Source organism: Carnimonas nigrificans ATCC BAA-78 (assembly GCF_000526695.1).
GTDB classification, from domain to species: domain Bacteria; phylum Pseudomonadota; class Gammaproteobacteria; order Pseudomonadales; family Halomonadaceae; genus Carnimonas; species Carnimonas nigrificans.
This window is the reverse complement of the sequence record NZ_JAGO01000017.1, coordinates 21,821-36,468: the sequence shown is the minus strand read 5'-3', so window position 1 is coordinate 36,468 and position 14,648 is coordinate 21,821. Positions and strand designations below refer to the sequence as shown.

At 58.4% G+C, this 14,648-nt stretch carries 14 protein-coding genes; 4 read left to right on the top strand and 10 right to left on the bottom strand.

Annotation, left to right across the window (positions count from 1 at the left end; all coding sequences use genetic code 11):
• Positions 1–201 precede the first annotated feature (201 nt).
• On the bottom strand, positions 202–1,530 hold the full coding sequence (locus L881_RS0111815; protein WP_025733902.1) for an MFS transporter: 1,329 nt from the start codon (positions 1,528–1,530) through the stop codon (positions 202–204).
• 339 nt (positions 1,531–1,869) lie between these two features.
• On the opposite strand from L881_RS0111815, the gene argE reads away from it, so the two are divergent.
• Entirely contained in the window at positions 1,870–3,066 is a 1,197-nt protein-coding gene (gene argE, locus L881_RS0111810) for an acetylornithine deacetylase (RefSeq protein WP_025733901.1), read from the top strand.
• 193 nt (positions 3,067–3,259) lie between these two features.
• On the opposite strand, the gene L881_RS0111805 is transcribed toward argE, so the two are convergent.
• Positions 3,260–3,691: an OsmC family protein gene (locus L881_RS0111805; protein WP_025733900.1), complete on the bottom strand. Its 432-nt coding sequence runs from the start codon at positions 3,689–3,691 to the stop codon at positions 3,260–3,262.
• Positions 3,692–3,825: 134 nt separating this feature from the next.
• Entirely contained in the window at positions 3,826–4,371 is a 546-nt protein-coding gene (locus tag L881_RS13490) for a histidine phosphatase family protein (RefSeq protein WP_025733899.1), read from the bottom strand.
• 328 nt (positions 4,372–4,699) lie between these two features.
• Between L881_RS13490 and L881_RS13485 the strand changes: the two genes are divergently transcribed.
• Positions 4,700–5,620: a FlhC family transcriptional regulator gene (locus L881_RS13485; protein ID WP_025733898.1), complete on the top strand. Its 921-nt coding sequence runs from the start codon at positions 4,700–4,702 to the stop codon at positions 5,618–5,620.
• On the opposite strand, the gene cysQ is transcribed toward L881_RS13485, so the two are convergent.
• Positions 5,592–6,434: a 3'(2'),5'-bisphosphate nucleotidase CysQ gene (gene cysQ / locus L881_RS0111790; RefSeq protein ID WP_025733897.1), complete on the bottom strand. Its 843-nt coding sequence runs from the start codon at positions 6,432–6,434 to the stop codon at positions 5,592–5,594. The genes L881_RS13485 and cysQ overlap by 29 nt on opposite strands.
• A gap of 301 nt (positions 6,435–6,735) precedes the next feature.
• Positions 6,736–7,122 carry a histone-like nucleoid-structuring protein, MvaT/MvaU family gene (locus tag L881_RS0111785; RefSeq protein WP_025733896.1) on the bottom strand — a complete coding sequence of 129 codons (387 nt, stop codon included), beginning with the start codon at positions 7,120–7,122 and terminating at the stop codon, positions 6,736–6,738.
• A 309-nt stretch (positions 7,123–7,431) separates the two neighbouring features.
• Here L881_RS0111785 and dinB point away from each other — a divergent pair, with 309 nt between their 5' ends.
• The gene (dinB, locus tag L881_RS0111780; protein ID WP_025733895.1) at positions 7,432–8,487 is read left to right on the top strand and encodes a DNA polymerase IV; all 1,056 of its coding nucleotides are present in this window, start codon (positions 7,432–7,434) and stop codon (positions 8,485–8,487) included.
• Between the two features lie 341 nt (positions 8,488–8,828).
• On the top strand, positions 8,829–10,457 hold the full coding sequence (locus L881_RS0111775; protein ID WP_051464888.1) for a ribonuclease J: 1,629 nt from the start codon (positions 8,829–8,831) through the stop codon (positions 10,455–10,457).
• A gap of 57 nt (positions 10,458–10,514) precedes the next feature.
• On the opposite strand, the gene moaA is transcribed toward L881_RS0111775, so the two are convergent.
• The 5 genes from moaA to mobB are packed head-to-tail and all read right to left on the bottom strand — an operon-like array spanning position 10,515 to position 14,646.
• Positions 10,515–11,537, bottom strand: coding sequence for a GTP 3',8-cyclase MoaA (gene moaA, locus L881_RS0111770; RefSeq protein WP_025733893.1), 1,023 nt, complete (start codon positions 11,535–11,537; stop codon positions 10,515–10,517).
• Positions 11,538–11,539: 2 nt separating this feature from the next.
• Complete coding sequence (locus L881_RS0111765; protein WP_025733892.1) at positions 11,540–11,995, bottom strand: molybdenum cofactor biosynthesis protein MoaE; 456 nt, start codon at positions 11,993–11,995, stop codon at positions 11,540–11,542.
• Complete coding sequence (gene moaC / locus L881_RS0111760) at positions 11,992–12,774, bottom strand: cyclic pyranopterin monophosphate synthase MoaC (protein WP_025733891.1); 783 nt, start codon at positions 12,772–12,774, stop codon at positions 11,992–11,994. Before moaC ends, L881_RS0111765 begins: the two co-directional genes overlap by 4 nt.
• Complete coding sequence (locus L881_RS13270) at positions 12,764–14,020, bottom strand: molybdopterin molybdotransferase MoeA (RefSeq protein WP_025733890.1); 1,257 nt, start codon at positions 14,018–14,020, stop codon at positions 12,764–12,766. The genes moaC and L881_RS13270 overlap by 11 nt, the downstream gene beginning before the upstream one ends.
• Positions 14,020–14,646, bottom strand: coding sequence for a molybdopterin-guanine dinucleotide biosynthesis protein B (mobB, locus tag L881_RS0111750; protein ID WP_034579659.1), 627 nt, complete (start codon positions 14,644–14,646; stop codon positions 14,020–14,022). Before mobB ends, L881_RS13270 begins: the two co-directional genes overlap by 1 nt.
• Positions 14,647–14,648 lie beyond the last annotated feature (2 nt).

Genomic DNA, 14,648 nt, shown 5'->3' with positions numbered 1-14,648 from the left:
GAAGGGAGAAATCGCTACAGTCTACCTGAGCAGGCGTGAATCCGCAGTGCCGAGGCGGAAAGAGCGCTGAGCGCGCCGAGGTGCCACTACACATCCAATGCAAAACGGGCAGCTCATGTTCCAGAGCTGCCCGCCTTTGCTGCTTTTCAGTGCTTCTTTCAGTTCTACTTCCAGTGCTTCTTCTTGGTAAGCCTTGCGCCGTTAGCGACGCTGACGCGCTTCGCGGATATTCAGCCACACACCCAGCACGCACGCCAGCAGGCCCAGCAGCGCTATATAGAGGGTCGGAGTGTAATCCCACTGCGCGACCAGCAGCGAGATAACCAGCGGAGTCAGGCCGCCAAACACCGCATAGGCCAGATTGTAGGAGAACGACACACCAGAGAAGCGCACCTGCGCCGGAAAGGCACGCACCATAACGCCCGGCACCAGCCCCGTAATACCACCAAAGAAACCTGCCACGGCATAGGCAGGATAGAGCCACGCCATACTGTGGTGCAGCGCGATGCCCATCACTCCAAAGCTCGCCCCAAAACCGAGTCCGAAGCATACCAGCGCCTTGCCAAAACCGATGCGGTCCGCCAGCCAACCGGCCGCTACGCAGCCAAGTGCGGTCAGGGCGATGGCTATACTGTTGACGGCCAGGCTGGCACTGCGTTCAAGACCAAACGACATCTGTAGCAGGGTCGGCATCATCAGTAGCCCCACCACTACCGCGCCGGTGAGAATCCAGGTCACCAGCATCGACAGGATGACACTGCCGCGGTGTTCCCTCAGTACCTGCTTGACCGGCATCTCCTGCGCCTCAGAAGCGGCCTTGTTCTTCTGCATCTCGGCAAATACCGGCGTCTCGTGCAGATAGCGACGCAGATAGAGAGTCACAAGGCCAAATACACCACCCAGCAGGAAGGGAATGCGCCACGCCCACGCCATCAGCTCTGCATCGCTGTAGACATGGGTCAGCGCTGACGCCACCAGCGATCCGATCAGGATACCCGCCACCAGCCCCATGGTGAGGGAAGCGCAGGCAAGACCGGTATGACGCTGCGGCACATGTTCGGTAACAAAGACCCAGGCCCCTGGCGCTTCCCCACCGATGGCGGCACCCTGACAGAGACGCATCAGCAGCAGCAGCAGCGGCGCGGCCACCCCGATGGTGGCATAGGTAGGCAGCAGGCCAATCACCAGCGTGGGCAGCGCCATCAGCAGAATACTGAGCATAAACATGCGTTTACGCCCCAGAATATCGCCGAAATGCGCCATGACGATGCCGCCGAGGGGGCGGGCCAGATAGCCGGCAGCGAAAATGCCAAAGGTTTGCACCAGACGCATCCACTCGGGCAGTTCGGCGGGGAAGAACAGCCCCCCCATCACGGCAGCAAAAAACACGAAGATGACGAAATCGTAGAATTCCAGCGCCCCACCCAGCGCTGAAAGCGCCAGAATGCGCACATCGGAGGCACCCAGCGGACGCCGCTGATCGGGAGATTCATCGGAGAAGGAACGACTGCTGGCAGCTAACTCGGTCATTGAAGGCTCACGGAACACCAAAGATACAAACCACGCGCTCGGCCGCTATTATCAGCAACACTGATATAGCCGACCACGGCGCACATAAACCTCGATATACTGGCACTCAACGGGGATCGCCCAGTGGTGAATCAAGGTATTCAGGTACATTTCAGGCTCTGTAGGCCAGCACCCAGGCTCCAGCAGGGGTAACGCTTTTGAGCAGGAATTGCCAAGCATACCAAAAAAACAAAAAATATATAGTGCTTTTGGCTAATTAAGCGCAATACATTACACTCACCAGCGGCCTATTCCGATCTTATCTTCCATTCATTCTTCCATCCATCAGAAGGAATTCTCATGTCGAGCAGCACCGCTAGCTACCCTTCTTCCAGCCGTGCATGGCTTGAACAGCTGGTGAGCTTCAATACCGTCTCCAGCAACAGCAACCTGGCCCTGATTGATTACGTCGATACCGTCCTTGCCGAACTTGCCGCGACGCCCGGTCAGCCCTTGACCACAGAACGGATTCCCAATGACGACGGCAGTAAAACCAACCTGCTGGTACGCATCGGCCCTGATGTGGAAGGTGGCGTGGTACTGTCGGGCCACACCGATGTGGTGCCCGTGGAGGGGCAGCAGTGGAGCAGCGATCCCTTTACGGTCACCGAACGCGAGGGGCGCCTCTACGGACGCGGCACCGCAGACATGAAAGGGTTTATCGCCTGCTGTCTGGCGCAGGTGCCGACATGGCGTCAGTTGCCGCTGCAACGCCCGATTCTCTTGGCACTCTCCTATGACGAAGAGATCGGCTGTGTGGGCGCTCCCCGCATGATCGAACGTTTGGCAGCGCGCAGCGATCGCCCCGCCATTGCAATTATCGGCGAGCCCACCATGCTGCAAGCGATCAATCGCCAGAAGGGCATCACCGATCTGATGACCCGCGTCACCGGGCTGGAAGCGCACTCCAGCCAGATTCCTGACGGCGTATCAGCGATTCATGTCGCGGGCAAGCTTATCAGCAAAATTGACGCCATCATGGAGGAGCTAAGCGGCGGTGACGCCCTCAATCCTGCCTATAACGTGCCCTACTCCACCCTCCATGTAGGTACCATCAAAGGGGGCACCGCCGTCAACATCATGGCGGGTCAATGCGCCTTCGAATGGGAAATTCGTGACCTGCCCGAATATGGCTTCGATACCGTATTCGAGCGTTTTCAATCCTACGCCTCGGAGCTGGAAGCCGACTTACGCACCCGCGCGCCCTCGGTATCCATCACCACTACCCAGGTGGTGGAAACAGTGCCGGGCCTCAACAGTCTGGATGATGCGCCCGCGCTCAGGTTTATCCTGCCGATGCTGGAGAACGGCACCACGGGCGCCGTGGCTTTCGCCACTGAAGCGGGCCAGTTCCAGCGCGCCGGATTCAGTGCGGTGATCTGCGGCCCGGGAAATATTGCCGTAGCCCATAAGCCGGATGAATATCTTGAGCTGGAGCAGCTCGACAAGGCCGACACCCTGATGCAGCAGATCGGCGAAGCCATGACCCACGCCTAGAGACTTCAGGCAATCTGACGGCAGTACGCTGGCACACTACTCGATGTAGCCATCACGCGAGCCGCGCCGTGGGTCATAAGCAGTCAGGTAGCAAGAAGTCAGGCACTAAAAAGGAGGCGGTAGCATGTGCTATCGCCTCCTTTGTTGCTGGTAGTAAACGGTGCTGTTACACCAGAACGACTACCCTGCCCGATTAGCCTTTCAGCGTTGCGCTGAGGGTAATTTCGGTGTCATACAGCTTGGAGACCGGGCAGCCTTCCTTGGCAGAGTTGATGATGGAATCGAACTCATCCTGGGCAATGCCGGGAATGGCGGCTTCAGTAATCAGATGAACGCCCGATACGGTGAAACCATCGCCATCCTGATCGAGAGAGACTTCAGCCTTGGTATCAATGCTGTCAGCGGTATACCCAGCGTTGCCCAGCATCAGTGAAAATGCCATCGAGAAGCAGGCGGCGTGCGCAGCACCCAGCAGCTCCTCGGGGTTGGTACCGGGCTGACCCTCGAAGCGAGTATTAAAGCCATAGGGGTTCTCTTTCAAAGCGCCGCTCTCGGTAGAGACAGTGCCTTTGCCTTCCTTGATAGAGCCACTCCAGTGCGCTGAACCTGCTTTTTTAATCGTCATGATCTCTCCAGTACGTTACTTGAATGGGCTACCTTTACTGCAATGGGGACGGTATATGCCGTCATCAACCATTACGTGCACTTCTTTAAAAAGAATAGCCGATATTGGCGCAACCGCCATCCGCTTTTGGTCTTTTATATCTGCGTTCCAAAGCGCCACTCAGCATGGCTGGCATCAGGGGGAAGGATGGCAATGGGCAGCGCATTGGGGGCGCTCTCGCCACGGTGAGAACCATGAACAAGCTGCCGAATGGCTCTGAATACTCCTGAATGCGCCACGACAACAGGATGGTGATAGCGCTCCAGCAGATGGTTGAGCGTAGTGCCTACCCGTTCGACAAACGGCACCCACGGCTCTGCCCCCGCGGGCGGATCTAGATAGGGCATCTCGGCCAGCACCGGGCCAAGCTCCAAAGGCCCCCAGTTGCGCTCGCGCAAGCCATCGAAGGTGGCGATCCGCTGCGCCGGCAGCGCCAACTCTGCCGTTTGAACAGCGCGCCGCAGTGAACTGGCCGCAACGATCTCTCCCTGCCAGTGATGCAGCGCAGCGCGGGCCGCGATCGCCTGCTGCTGACCTTTCGGCGTTAACAGCACATCCCGGCTGCCGGCAATAACGCGCGCGCGATTGTGGAAGGTTTCGCCATGGCGGATAAATAAAAACGGCTTCGCTACCAGTTCCATTTCAGGCTCTCGTCAGTTTCATTGGCGATGCATTGCGCGCACGCTTCAAGGCAAAACGCCACCTTAACACTTAAAACAAGCCATACGACAAGCCATTGGCATAAAAGCTGTCGTGAGCTTTAAGAAAAAGGCCGACATGATAGAGGAAGCCAGTGATGATACTGGCTATAAGCGTGTGAGGGCGCTCAATGCACCTCATAATGGAAATTTTGCGCCATCGCGTCAGGTCAGCCCCCGCTCTCCTGACGGTAGAAGGGGCACCAGAGCATGAACCGCGCCATTACACACTCCGTTTTATGGTTGAGTTATTACCCTTGGCAGTTTTGATATGACTTCACACTCCACTGATGACGATCAACCAAGCGCTATCCATGATCACAATATTGCTTACCTGATGCTGGCACGCGAACTCATTATCAAGGATAAATCTCTGGCGCTGCTCCAGTTGGGTATGAATGAATCCCTTGCCGAGCTGATTGCTGCGATGCCGATCGAACAGATAATCGCCATCAGCCGCACCAACCGGCTGATTTGCACGCTTGCCCTCGATCAGGAGCGTTTGCTGGAGTGGCGCGACAATACGCCATGGCATCAGGAGATCTATCACGCCCAGCGCACCCTGTATCTCACCGGCAATACGTGCAGCGAACCGAGGGAAAGCGGTGAAAGCGACTCAAGTCAGAGACCGGGAGCCTCGCTGGTCAGGCAGACCCACGATCAACTGCTGGCGATTGAGATGATCGAGCTGGGCGCTCGCCCAGCGGTCATTCTGCACAGCCTGAACATGCCCTACGCGCGTATCACTCGCCTCTATCGCGAGATGACCGGCAGGCCGCTGCCCAAGGGCACCCTGCCCTTTGCGACCGATTGGTTTTTGCAGTGGCGTGCCAATATGCATGCGTCGGTCTTTCTTAACTATCACCGTTGCCTTGAATCGCTCTCCCTTCAAGGCAGTACTGAACTGCTGCTGAGCAGCTATCGCCACTATCTGAACTGGCAGGCAGCACCCGCTGGCGAGGCGCTGCTGTCGATCACCCGTGCCTGGACACTGCTGCGCTTCCTTGAAAGCCATCTGCTACACATGCGGCGCTGTAGCTGCTGCGACTGCCTGTTCATTGATGATGCCAACGCGCCACAAGGAAACTTCCGCTGTGGTTTATGCGCGCCGCCGTCGCGGGCGGGTCATTACAAACAGCACACGCCTGCGCGCAATATACCGGCTAGTGGCAAGTCTCAAACAGCGCCCTAACGCCGGGCGCCAACGCCACAAAAGAGGGATTAATCAGCGTGTCACGCTGGTTGTAGTCGAGTGCCGCGCCTAACCGAGTTCCCTCCAGGGCGTTGACTGCGCCGCCTGCCTGCTCCAGCACAAACTGGGCCGCTGCGGTGTCCCACTCGCTGGTCGGGCCGCACCTCACGTAGAGATCGGCGTCGCCACGCGCAATGGCGCAAAACTTTAATGAACTTCCCATGGCGACACATTGATGTGCCGGCAGCCTCTGCAGCCAGGCTTCAGGAAGGCCGCGGCCATGGGAGCGGCTTTCGGCAATACGCAGCGTATGCTCACTGCGCCAGGGGCGAGCGGCAATCGCAAGGCGGCTATCACGATAACGACCCGGCTCGAAGCGCCACGCCTGCTCACCGCGACGCGCGGTATAGCCCTCCTCCAACGCTGGTGCCAGCACCACTGAAAGCACCACCTTCCCCCGCTCAATAAGCGCAATATTGACCGTGAACTCATCATTGCGACGCAGGAAATCGCGCGTGCCATCCAGCGGATCGACCAGCCAGAATTGCTGCCACTGCCGCCTTTTCTCGATGTCATGGGCGGGAGATTCTTCTGAGAGGATCGGCAAGGCAGGATCAAGCTGCGCTAAAGCGCTGACGATTATCCGGTGTGCGGCGATATCCGCCTCGGTAACAGGGGAGTGATCCTCTTTCTCGCTGACGTTTATAACTGCCTTGTTCCGGTAGATATCCAGTATTGCCTTACCCGCTTGCCAGGCGATCTCGGCCAATGCGTGCTGCCATTGCTTAAGTAATTGATCAGAAAATTGAAACATTATCCGCAATTAATCCTTAAATCCATGTTATGTGGAAAACCATGTCGCTATCCGGGCATCAGAGTAGCACTCTTTCCTTATAATGATGCCGGTTGGCCTTGTTGCTATAACTGTTCATTATCAGAGGGTTTAATCACGCTGGCTATTGAATATCAACCATGCGCGCAAGCGCATTCCTGCATGAAAGAAGCAGTGGAAAAACGAAAAAACCGCCAGCGATGATCGCCAGCGGTTATAGGTGCGGCACTTGATAAGTGCTATAGGAATGCGCGACTTGCTTCACGCGATCCTGGTGGCCTGACTACGCCTGACCCTCTTCCAGCCAGCCTTCCACCGTATCGCTACCGTACTGCTCCTTCCACGCCTTGAGCACCTTGTGGTTGCCGCCGCGCGTTTCAATGACTTCACCGTTGTGAGGGTTGCGATACACCTTCAATTTGCGCTTGCGGCGAGTGCCACTGGTTGCCTTGGTGGAAGCAGATTTGACTGATGAGCTAAGATCACCTTTCGGATCGACAATAGCGATAACATCAGAGATGTTTTTGTCGAACTCCCCCATCAGGTCTTCGAGTTTTTTCTTGAATTCAAGCTCAGCCTGCAAGCGCTCGTCGCGCTCAAGGCGCTGTAGTTCCTGACGCAGCGTTTTGACCTGCTGTTCCTTGAGAAGATAATCACTCAATAACGACATTCTTATAACTCCAACCGGATTGCATAAACAGTAACAGTACAATGTATGTGGGTAATCGCACGCAAGGATGTTACGTGCTTAACAGCCACTATTCATTAACGGAAAATAGTATACATCATCATCTTCAAATGGGAGAAGTATTTTTAGAGTCCCCATCAATATAAGCGCATTGTGATAACGCACATGAGCGCCAGACAATTAACAAGTACTGTCTTTACCATATATTTTGCATATAACAAAGCACCCTTCTTCGACCAGCCCCTGCGGCAACTACTGGACATACATCCATGCTCGCGAGATCATGAGGCCATGACAAAGATCCTTCATGCTGACTGTGACTGCTTCTACGCTGCCGTAGAGATGCGCGACAATCCTGAATTGCGCGACATCCCTATTGCCGTGGGCGGCAGCGCGGAAGGAAGAGGAGTCATTGCAACCTGCAACTACCCTGCCCGCACCTTTGGCATTCACTCGGCCATGTCGAGTGCCCAGGCGCTGCGACTGTGCCCTCACCTGACAGTGATCAAACCTGACTTCGAGCGCTATCGCGAGGTCTCCGCCCAAATCATGGCGATTTTCAGGGAGCTGACCGAGTGGGTGGAGCCGCTATCACTCGATGAAGCCTATCTTGATATCAGCGGCGTCGAGCGCTTCAAGGGCAGCGGCACCTGGATGGCCCAATGGCTGAAGGCGGAGGTGCTGCGCCGAACCGGTATCACCGTCTCCATTGGCGTGGCGCCCAACAAGTTTCTCGCCAAGATCGCCAGCGATTGGCACAAGCCCGACGGCCTGTTTGTGATTACTCCCGAGCAGGTCGATGCCTTTGTAGCGGAACTTGGCGTCGATAAATTGCCTGGCGTGGGGCCAGCCACGGCACAGCGCCTCAAGCAGATGAATATTTCTGACTGTACTGAACTTGGCCGCTGCTCTCTTTCGATACTGGTGGATCGCTTCGGCAAGTTCGGGCATCGCTTGTATGAGCTGAGTCGCGGCATCGACCGCCGCGATGTCAAGGTACACCGCGAGCGCAAATCCATCAGTGCCGAAAATACCTTTGAGCGTGACCTCACTCCGGCGCAGGTCATAGCGCAAGAGCTGACGCCCATGGTCGATAAGCTGGCAGCGCGCATCGACCGTCACGGCACTCCTGCTTCCAGCAAGATTTTCATCAAGCTGCGTTTCGATGACTTCACTACGACCACCCTGGAGAGCAGCGCTATGCTGCCTTCCATTACCAATTTTACTGAACTGTTCGAGCGCGCCTGGCAGCGCGGCCAGCGTCCGGTACGGCTGGTGGGCGTTGGCATCAGGCTGCTTGACGCTGAACACAGCAGGCAGCTAGCGCTGTTTGGCGCTCCCCTCTGACGGACAGCCGCCTAACGCCCCCCTAAACCGAGTGTATGTGGGTAGCGACGTGCGGTTGGTCTCTCAAGGCATTCGTCGATAGTGGGCACTGCCCCACGCCTTCCCTCTATTGCTCTCGCCTGTTCATGTGCATGTTAAGCGATCAGCACTGGGTCGCCAGGAGATCAGCACCTGTTGGCAGATCGTCGCTGGCGCCTTTTTGCTTCTCTTTGCGCCTGCCCGTTGACCATGCCTTCCCTGCCAAGGCCCCTGTTGCGTATAGTAAAGGCAACGCCTTAAGGGTGGGCTGCGTTCACAAGGACGTTGACGCCCCGGGCATCCGCACAGCAATAAGGCACTCCATGAGCGACCATCAGGTATCCATCCGTCCTCGCAAACGCCCGCCCCTCGATATTCTGGTGATGGGGGGATGCGGCGAAATTGGCATGAACCTTACGCTTTATGGCTATAACGATAGCTGGATCGCGGTGGACTGCGGCATGATGATTCATCAGAACCTGCCGGATTCACCGCTACAGATTCCTGATGGTCAAGCCTTGAAGGAGCGCGGCATCACGCCGGACGCGCTGATTATCACCCATGGTCATGAAGACCACATTGGTGCGGTGGTGTGGCTGTGGCCACGCTGGGGCTGTCCGGTATGGGCATCACCGCTGGCGGCAGACTTGCTGGCGCATCGCTTCGCCCAGCATGGCCTGGATACCAGCGTGATTCGCGTGTTCGAGCCGGGCGAGGCATTCGAGCAGGACGAATTCGATATTCGGCCACTACCGGTAACCCATTCGATTCCTGAAAGCTCGGCGCTGCTGATCAGCGCAGGGCGCCATCGCGTCCTTCATACCGGTGACTGGAAGCTCGACCCTGCGCCACTGCTTGGCCCGCCGATCAATGAAGCGCTGTTTCGCTCGCTGGGTGCCATTGATCTGGTGCTGGGAGACTCCACCAACGCCATGCAGCCAGGTCACTCCGCCAGTGAAGCTGAAGTGCTCAGCGCGCTGCACGAGGCCGTTGCGCCCTTGACTGGCCGAGTGGTCATCACCAGTTTCGCCAGCAATCTGGCCCGCATTCACTCGGCGGGGCTTATTGCGCGCGCCACTGGCCGCCGTCTGGTGCTGGCCGGACGCGCCATGCAGCGAATGGTGCATATCGCTCAGGGCTGCGGCTATCTGGCAGAGCTGCCTACCATCGTACCGCTCAAGGATGCCGGTTATCTGCCGCCCAACGAGGTACTGCTGATGGCAACCGGCAGTCAGGGAGAGCCTGGGGCTGCACTGGCGCGTCTGGCCCATAACCGCATGCGCGATCTGGAGCTGGAAGAAGGCGATACCGTGATCTTCTCTTCGCGGGTCATTCCCGGCAACGAACAACCTATCGCGACGCTGATCGCTGCCCTGAAGCAGCGCAATATTCAGGTCATGGATGAACACAACCATCCTGATCTTCACGCCTCGGGCCACCCCGCACAGGAGGAGCTGCGCACCTTCTATCACTGGATCAAGCCCCGCTACCTGCTACCGGTACATGGCACCGAGGCACACCAGCGGGCGCATCTGGCGCTGGCGCAGGCGCTTGGCATTAGCGGTCAGGAAATGCCCAGCGACGGCGATTGGCTGCGCTGGACCGGCGATACCCTTGAGCATGTAGAGAAGCTCAGCCTCTCTCCTCGTCTGATTAACCAGCAGCGCGAGGTGCGCCGCGATACCCGGCACGGGCTGCGCGTGGTGATTTCAGTACTGAGTGATCACAACGGCTGGTCACGGGTGGGGCGCACCATTGTCGATCCACCGCCCGGTGTCGCGATTGATGAGGATGCGCTGGGCGACTGGCTTGATGACCAACTGCCTGCGCTGAACGCCCTGCCTCTGCGGGAAGTGCGCGCTCTGCTGAGTGATCGGCTTACTCACTGGCTGGCCAATCGCAGTCTACGCGCTGGGCGCGTCTATCTTGATATGGTGGATGTATCAGCCTAGCCAAGAGAATTTCGATAAGTGGCTCTCTCATATCGACATAAGCTCGGCATAAGCACGCTAACCGCCGGTCATGTTCATGAAACGCACCACCTGTACATCGCCGTCGGTGGTGAAGTGGTGCTGCCACGGTTTCAGCTGCATCGCTTCCTTCATGCTCTGCTCCAGCCGCTGCCCATCGCCGGGGTAGCGCCTGAGCACGGCGCGCAAATCCTTCGAATGCTCATTGCCAAGACATAGCAGCAAACGCCCTTCTGCCGTTACGCGAACACGATTGCAGGAGGCGCAGAAGTTATGGCTATGGGGGGAAATGAAGCCTACGCGGGTGGCGCTGCCGTGCATACGAAAATAGCGCGACGGCCCAAGCGTTGACTGCGCAGTGGGCCACAGCGGATAGCGGGTTTCGATAGCGGCCTGCACATCATCGCTGGAAAAATAGGTTTCTCCGCGGCCATGATCCGACACGTCACCAAGCGGCATCTCCTCGATAAAGCTGATGTCGAGGTTACGTTCACGGGCAAATTCGACAAGATCAAGCACTTCGTCGTCATTGCGCCCCCGCAGCACCACGGCATTGAGCTTGATAGCGGTGAAACCTGCCGCCTGAGCCGCTTCGATACCGGCGATCACCTGCTCAAGCCGACCGGTACGGGTCAATTTGCTGAAGCGTTCGGGCTTAAGTGAATCGAGGCTGATATTCAAGCGATCAACGCCTGCTTCCTTAAGCATGACTGCGTGACGCGGCAACTGTGAGCCGTTGGTCGTGATCGCCAGTTCCTTAAGACCGTGCTGCTTGAGCGCGCCCAGCCCGTGCATCAAGGTTGCCAGCCCCTGCCTGACCAGCGGTTCTCCGCCGGTAATACGAATTTTTTCGACCCCAAGGGCGACGAAGCGACGTGCGACCAGCAGCAGTTCTTCAATGGAGAGAAGCTGCTGACGCGGCAGGAAGCTCATCTCCTCGCTCATGCAATATACGCAGCGGAAATCGCAGCGATCGGTAATGGATAGCCGCAAATAGCGAATTTTACGCCCGAAGGTATCCACCAGTTCGCTGCTGGCTGATTCGCTCGCCTCGCGCTCCATGATTACTCCTCCCAGCGACGGCTGGCATCGAGATCGCTATGACGCTCTGCGACCCAATGCGCGGTGTCGCCTACATGCTCTTTTTTCCAGAATGGCGCGGCGGTTTTCAGCCGATCAATCAGGAATTCGCACGCCGCAAACGCATCGCGGCGATGGGCAGCGGCGGTCATCACCAGCACAATCCCATCGCCCGCCGCTAATTTGCCCACCCGATGCACCAGCGCAACACCGCTCAGTGACCAGCGCTCGCTGGCCTGTTCCGCCAGCTCTGTCAGCATCTGTTCGGTCATGCCGGGGTAATGTTCCAGCGTGAGGGCGGTCACGTTGGAGGCTTCGCTGAAATCGCGTACGCAGCCTTTGAAGGACACGACGGCGCCAATATCATGCCGCCCTGCCAACAGGCGCTGCTCAATCTGCGCCGCGTCGAACGGTTCAGGATGTACGGCGATATAGATCATCCGCCCATCACCGGTGGGAAAAAGCCGACTTCATCTCCTGGGCTGAGCGGTGCATCGCTCTTGCACATGCGCTGATTTACCGCGCTTAACACCTGCTGTTCATGCAGTAGCGCGAAACGGGCATCGCGCGCGATCAGCGCCTCTTTCAAACCGCTCAGCGTCGCCGATGCCAGCTCAGTGAAAGGCACCTCGATACTCTCGGTATCCAGCGTTTCGCGCAGCGCCGCAAACAGCAGCACCTTGATACTATCCCGCTGGGCAACAGGCGCAGCAGGCGGTTCAGCTTCAAGGGTGGCAGGCTCGCGATGCCAATCACCGGATTTCCCGCCCTCCTTGTGTTCAAGCTGAACAGCGCCAATCACCATGCCCTTATCGACCGCCTTGCACATGTCGTACAGCGTCAGCGCCGCCACGGATACCGCCGTCAGTGCTTCCATCTCAACGCCGGTGCGTCCGGCCACGCGGCAACGCGCCCGAATGCGCACCCCCGGCAATTCTGTATCAAGGGCGAAGTCGAGTTTGACCGATGAGAGCGCCAGCAGATGGCACAGCGGAATCAGTTCAGAAGTACGCTTGGCCGCCTGAATGCCCGCAATCCGCGCAGTCGCCAGCACATCCCCCTTGGGCATGGCGTCATCGGCCAGCAGCGCCAGTGTATGCGGCGCCATGCGCACATGGCCGGAAGCCTCCGCGGTACGCTGGGTAACGATCTTGTCGCCCACATCGACCATATGCGCGTGACCGCGCTCATCCAGATGCGAGAGAGCTTCATCGGGCATGATTATCTCCAGAGAGCGCCACCAGCGGATGGATCAACACCCGATGCCCCGCGTCGCAGGTGGTGGTCTGCTCATCAAGTTCGATCAGACAGCTTGCCTGCAACAGTGCATCAAGCTGATGGGAATTCTGTTTAGGTAGCGGTAGCGCCATTAGCTGCCCCGCGTCATTCGCCCAGTAGTGCGCCAGCAGCAGCTCGCTGCGTCCAGCACGACCGCTGGCTGGAGACGCCAGCGTAGCGGGCAGCCTGGTGGTGGCGGTAATAGTGGCGCTGAAATGTGCCAGTGCGGGCCGGACCAGTTGAACACAGCAGCCCAGCGCCGCCAATGGATTCCCTGGCAGCGCGATCAGCGGCGTCTGCTGCCAGCGTCCAAAGGCGACCGCTTGTCCTGGCTTGTGGGCCATGCGCTGCGGAGCGATGCCCTGCTGGGCAAGCAGATCACGCACATGGTCATGAGGGCCTCGCGAAATGCCGCCGCTGGTAATCAGCAGGTCCGCCTCCTGCGCCGCTGCATCAAGGTGCACGGCAATCGCCTCACAGCTATCCTCAAGCACGCCGCACAGGATGACCTGCACGCCCCAGCGCTCCAGCAGCGCTGCCAGCATCGGCCCGTTGGCATCAAAGCGCACGCGGTCCCGCGGCAAGCCGGATGACGTAGCAGACGCCGCACTCAGCTCATCGCCGGTAGAGAAGAGCGCCACCCGTACAGGCCGAACGACTTCAACCTGCTCAATGCCCAGTGCGGCCAGCATCGCAATATGGCGGAAGTCGATGCGCTCGCCAGCACTGATCACCACCTCGCCACACGCCACTACCTCGGCGCGACGCCGCACATGCTGCCCCGCTATCGGGGACTGCTGCAACCAGACGCGATGGTTGTCGAAGCGGCACGCTTCTATGGGCATCACGCTATCGCATCCTTCAGGCAACCACGCACCGGTCGCGATCCCGACGGCTTCATCCGCTGCAACGCTTTGAGTACACGGGTGCCCTGCGTGGCTGTGCCCGACGATGGTCAGCGGCTGTTCGGTATTCGCCAGATGTGCAGCAAAGGCGACACCATCCATGGCGGATGCATCCGCTTCCGGCACATCAAGAGGCGCGGTGATATCACGGGCCAAGTGCCGCCCAACCGCCTGTGCCAGCACCACCTGCTGCGTCGTCGCTGACAGCGGTGCGCCTATCGCTGCCAGCAGCGCCTGCTGCGCCTGCTGCGCCTCGGGTACGCTCATGCGTTGTTGGGTCATCACGGCAGCTCTCTCTGCGGGCTGGCCCAGTTCAGCACCCACTGGGCAATGCGTGCAGGCTGATCCAGCGGTAATAGCGTACGTTCACCGAAGCAGCGTGAAATTGCGGAATTTATCCCGCACTGCTTTTCTTCCTGCGCATCGGCGGCAGTTAACAGCGCTTGCTCTGCCACTTCTTCCGCAGTAGGTGCCGCGATAGCGATAATGCGGTTATCGTGAAGCGCCAGCAGCGGTTTGTGAAGCGCGGCCCGAAACACTTCCAGACGAGAGATATCGGCGTGCTTGAAGCCTTCCACCAAAATCAGCGAGGGCGCATGAGGCAGCAGTTGCCCGATCAGTTCATTCAGGCACGGCTCGCCCGATTCAGGGGTTTCCACCATCACTGCATAGCGCTGCGCCGAGGCCAGCAGCATCGGTATCGCGCCTGCCTTGCGCAAACGATAGCTATCCTTGCCGGGTGTATCGACATCAACGTCATGGTGGGCGTGCTTGATTACCGCGCAGTGCTCGCCGGCTTCGCGCAGCAGCGGCAGCAGCTTTTCCAGCAGGGTTGTCTTGCCCGCCCCGCTAAAACCGGCGATGCCCAATACTGGAGGGAGGGAGCGATGGTGAGTAGCTTCCAACATGA

Excerpts from the sequence above, each read along its gene's own strand:
- moaA (WP_025733893.1), bottom strand. The coding sequence starts at position 11,537 with ATGGAGCGCGAGGCGAGCGAATCAGCCAGCAGCGAACTGGTGGATACC.
- moaC (WP_025733891.1), bottom strand. The coding sequence starts at position 12,774 with ATGCCCGATGAAGCTCTCTCGCATCTGGATGAGCGCGGTCACGCGCAT.
- L881_RS0111805 (WP_025733900.1), bottom strand. The coding sequence starts at position 3,691 with ATGACGATTAAAAAAGCAGGTTCAGCGCACTGGAGTGGCTCTATCAAG.
- L881_RS0111765 (WP_025733892.1), bottom strand. The coding sequence starts at position 11,995 with ATGATCTATATCGCCGTACATCCTGAACCGTTCGACGCGGCGCAGATT.
- mobB (WP_034579659.1), bottom strand. The coding sequence starts at position 14,646 with ATGTTGGAAGCTACTCACCATCGCTCCCTCCCTCCAGTATTGGGCATC.
- L881_RS0111815 (WP_025733902.1), bottom strand. The coding sequence starts at position 1,530 with ATGACCGAGTTAGCTGCCAGCAGTCGTTCCTTCTCCGATGAATCTCCC.
- L881_RS0111775 (WP_051464888.1), top strand. The coding sequence starts at position 8,829 with ATGAGCGACCATCAGGTATCCATCCGTCCTCGCAAACGCCCGCCCCTC.
- L881_RS13490 (WP_025733899.1), bottom strand. The coding sequence starts at position 4,371 with ATGGAACTGGTAGCGAAGCCGTTTTTATTTATCCGCCATGGCGAAACC.
- L881_RS0111785 (WP_025733896.1), bottom strand. The coding sequence starts at position 7,122 with ATGTCGTTATTGAGTGATTATCTTCTCAAGGAACAGCAGGTCAAAACG.
- argE (WP_025733901.1), top strand. The coding sequence starts at position 1,870 with ATGTCGAGCAGCACCGCTAGCTACCCTTCTTCCAGCCGTGCATGGCTT.
- L881_RS13485 (WP_025733898.1), top strand. The coding sequence starts at position 4,700 with ATGACTTCACACTCCACTGATGACGATCAACCAAGCGCTATCCATGAT.
- dinB (WP_025733895.1), top strand. The coding sequence starts at position 7,432 with ATGACAAAGATCCTTCATGCTGACTGTGACTGCTTCTACGCTGCCGTA.
- cysQ (WP_025733897.1), bottom strand. The coding sequence starts at position 6,434 with ATGTTTCAATTTTCTGATCAATTACTTAAGCAATGGCAGCACGCATTG.
- L881_RS13270 (WP_025733890.1), bottom strand. The coding sequence starts at position 14,020 with ATGACCCAACAACGCATGAGCGTACCCGAGGCGCAGCAGGCGCAGCAG.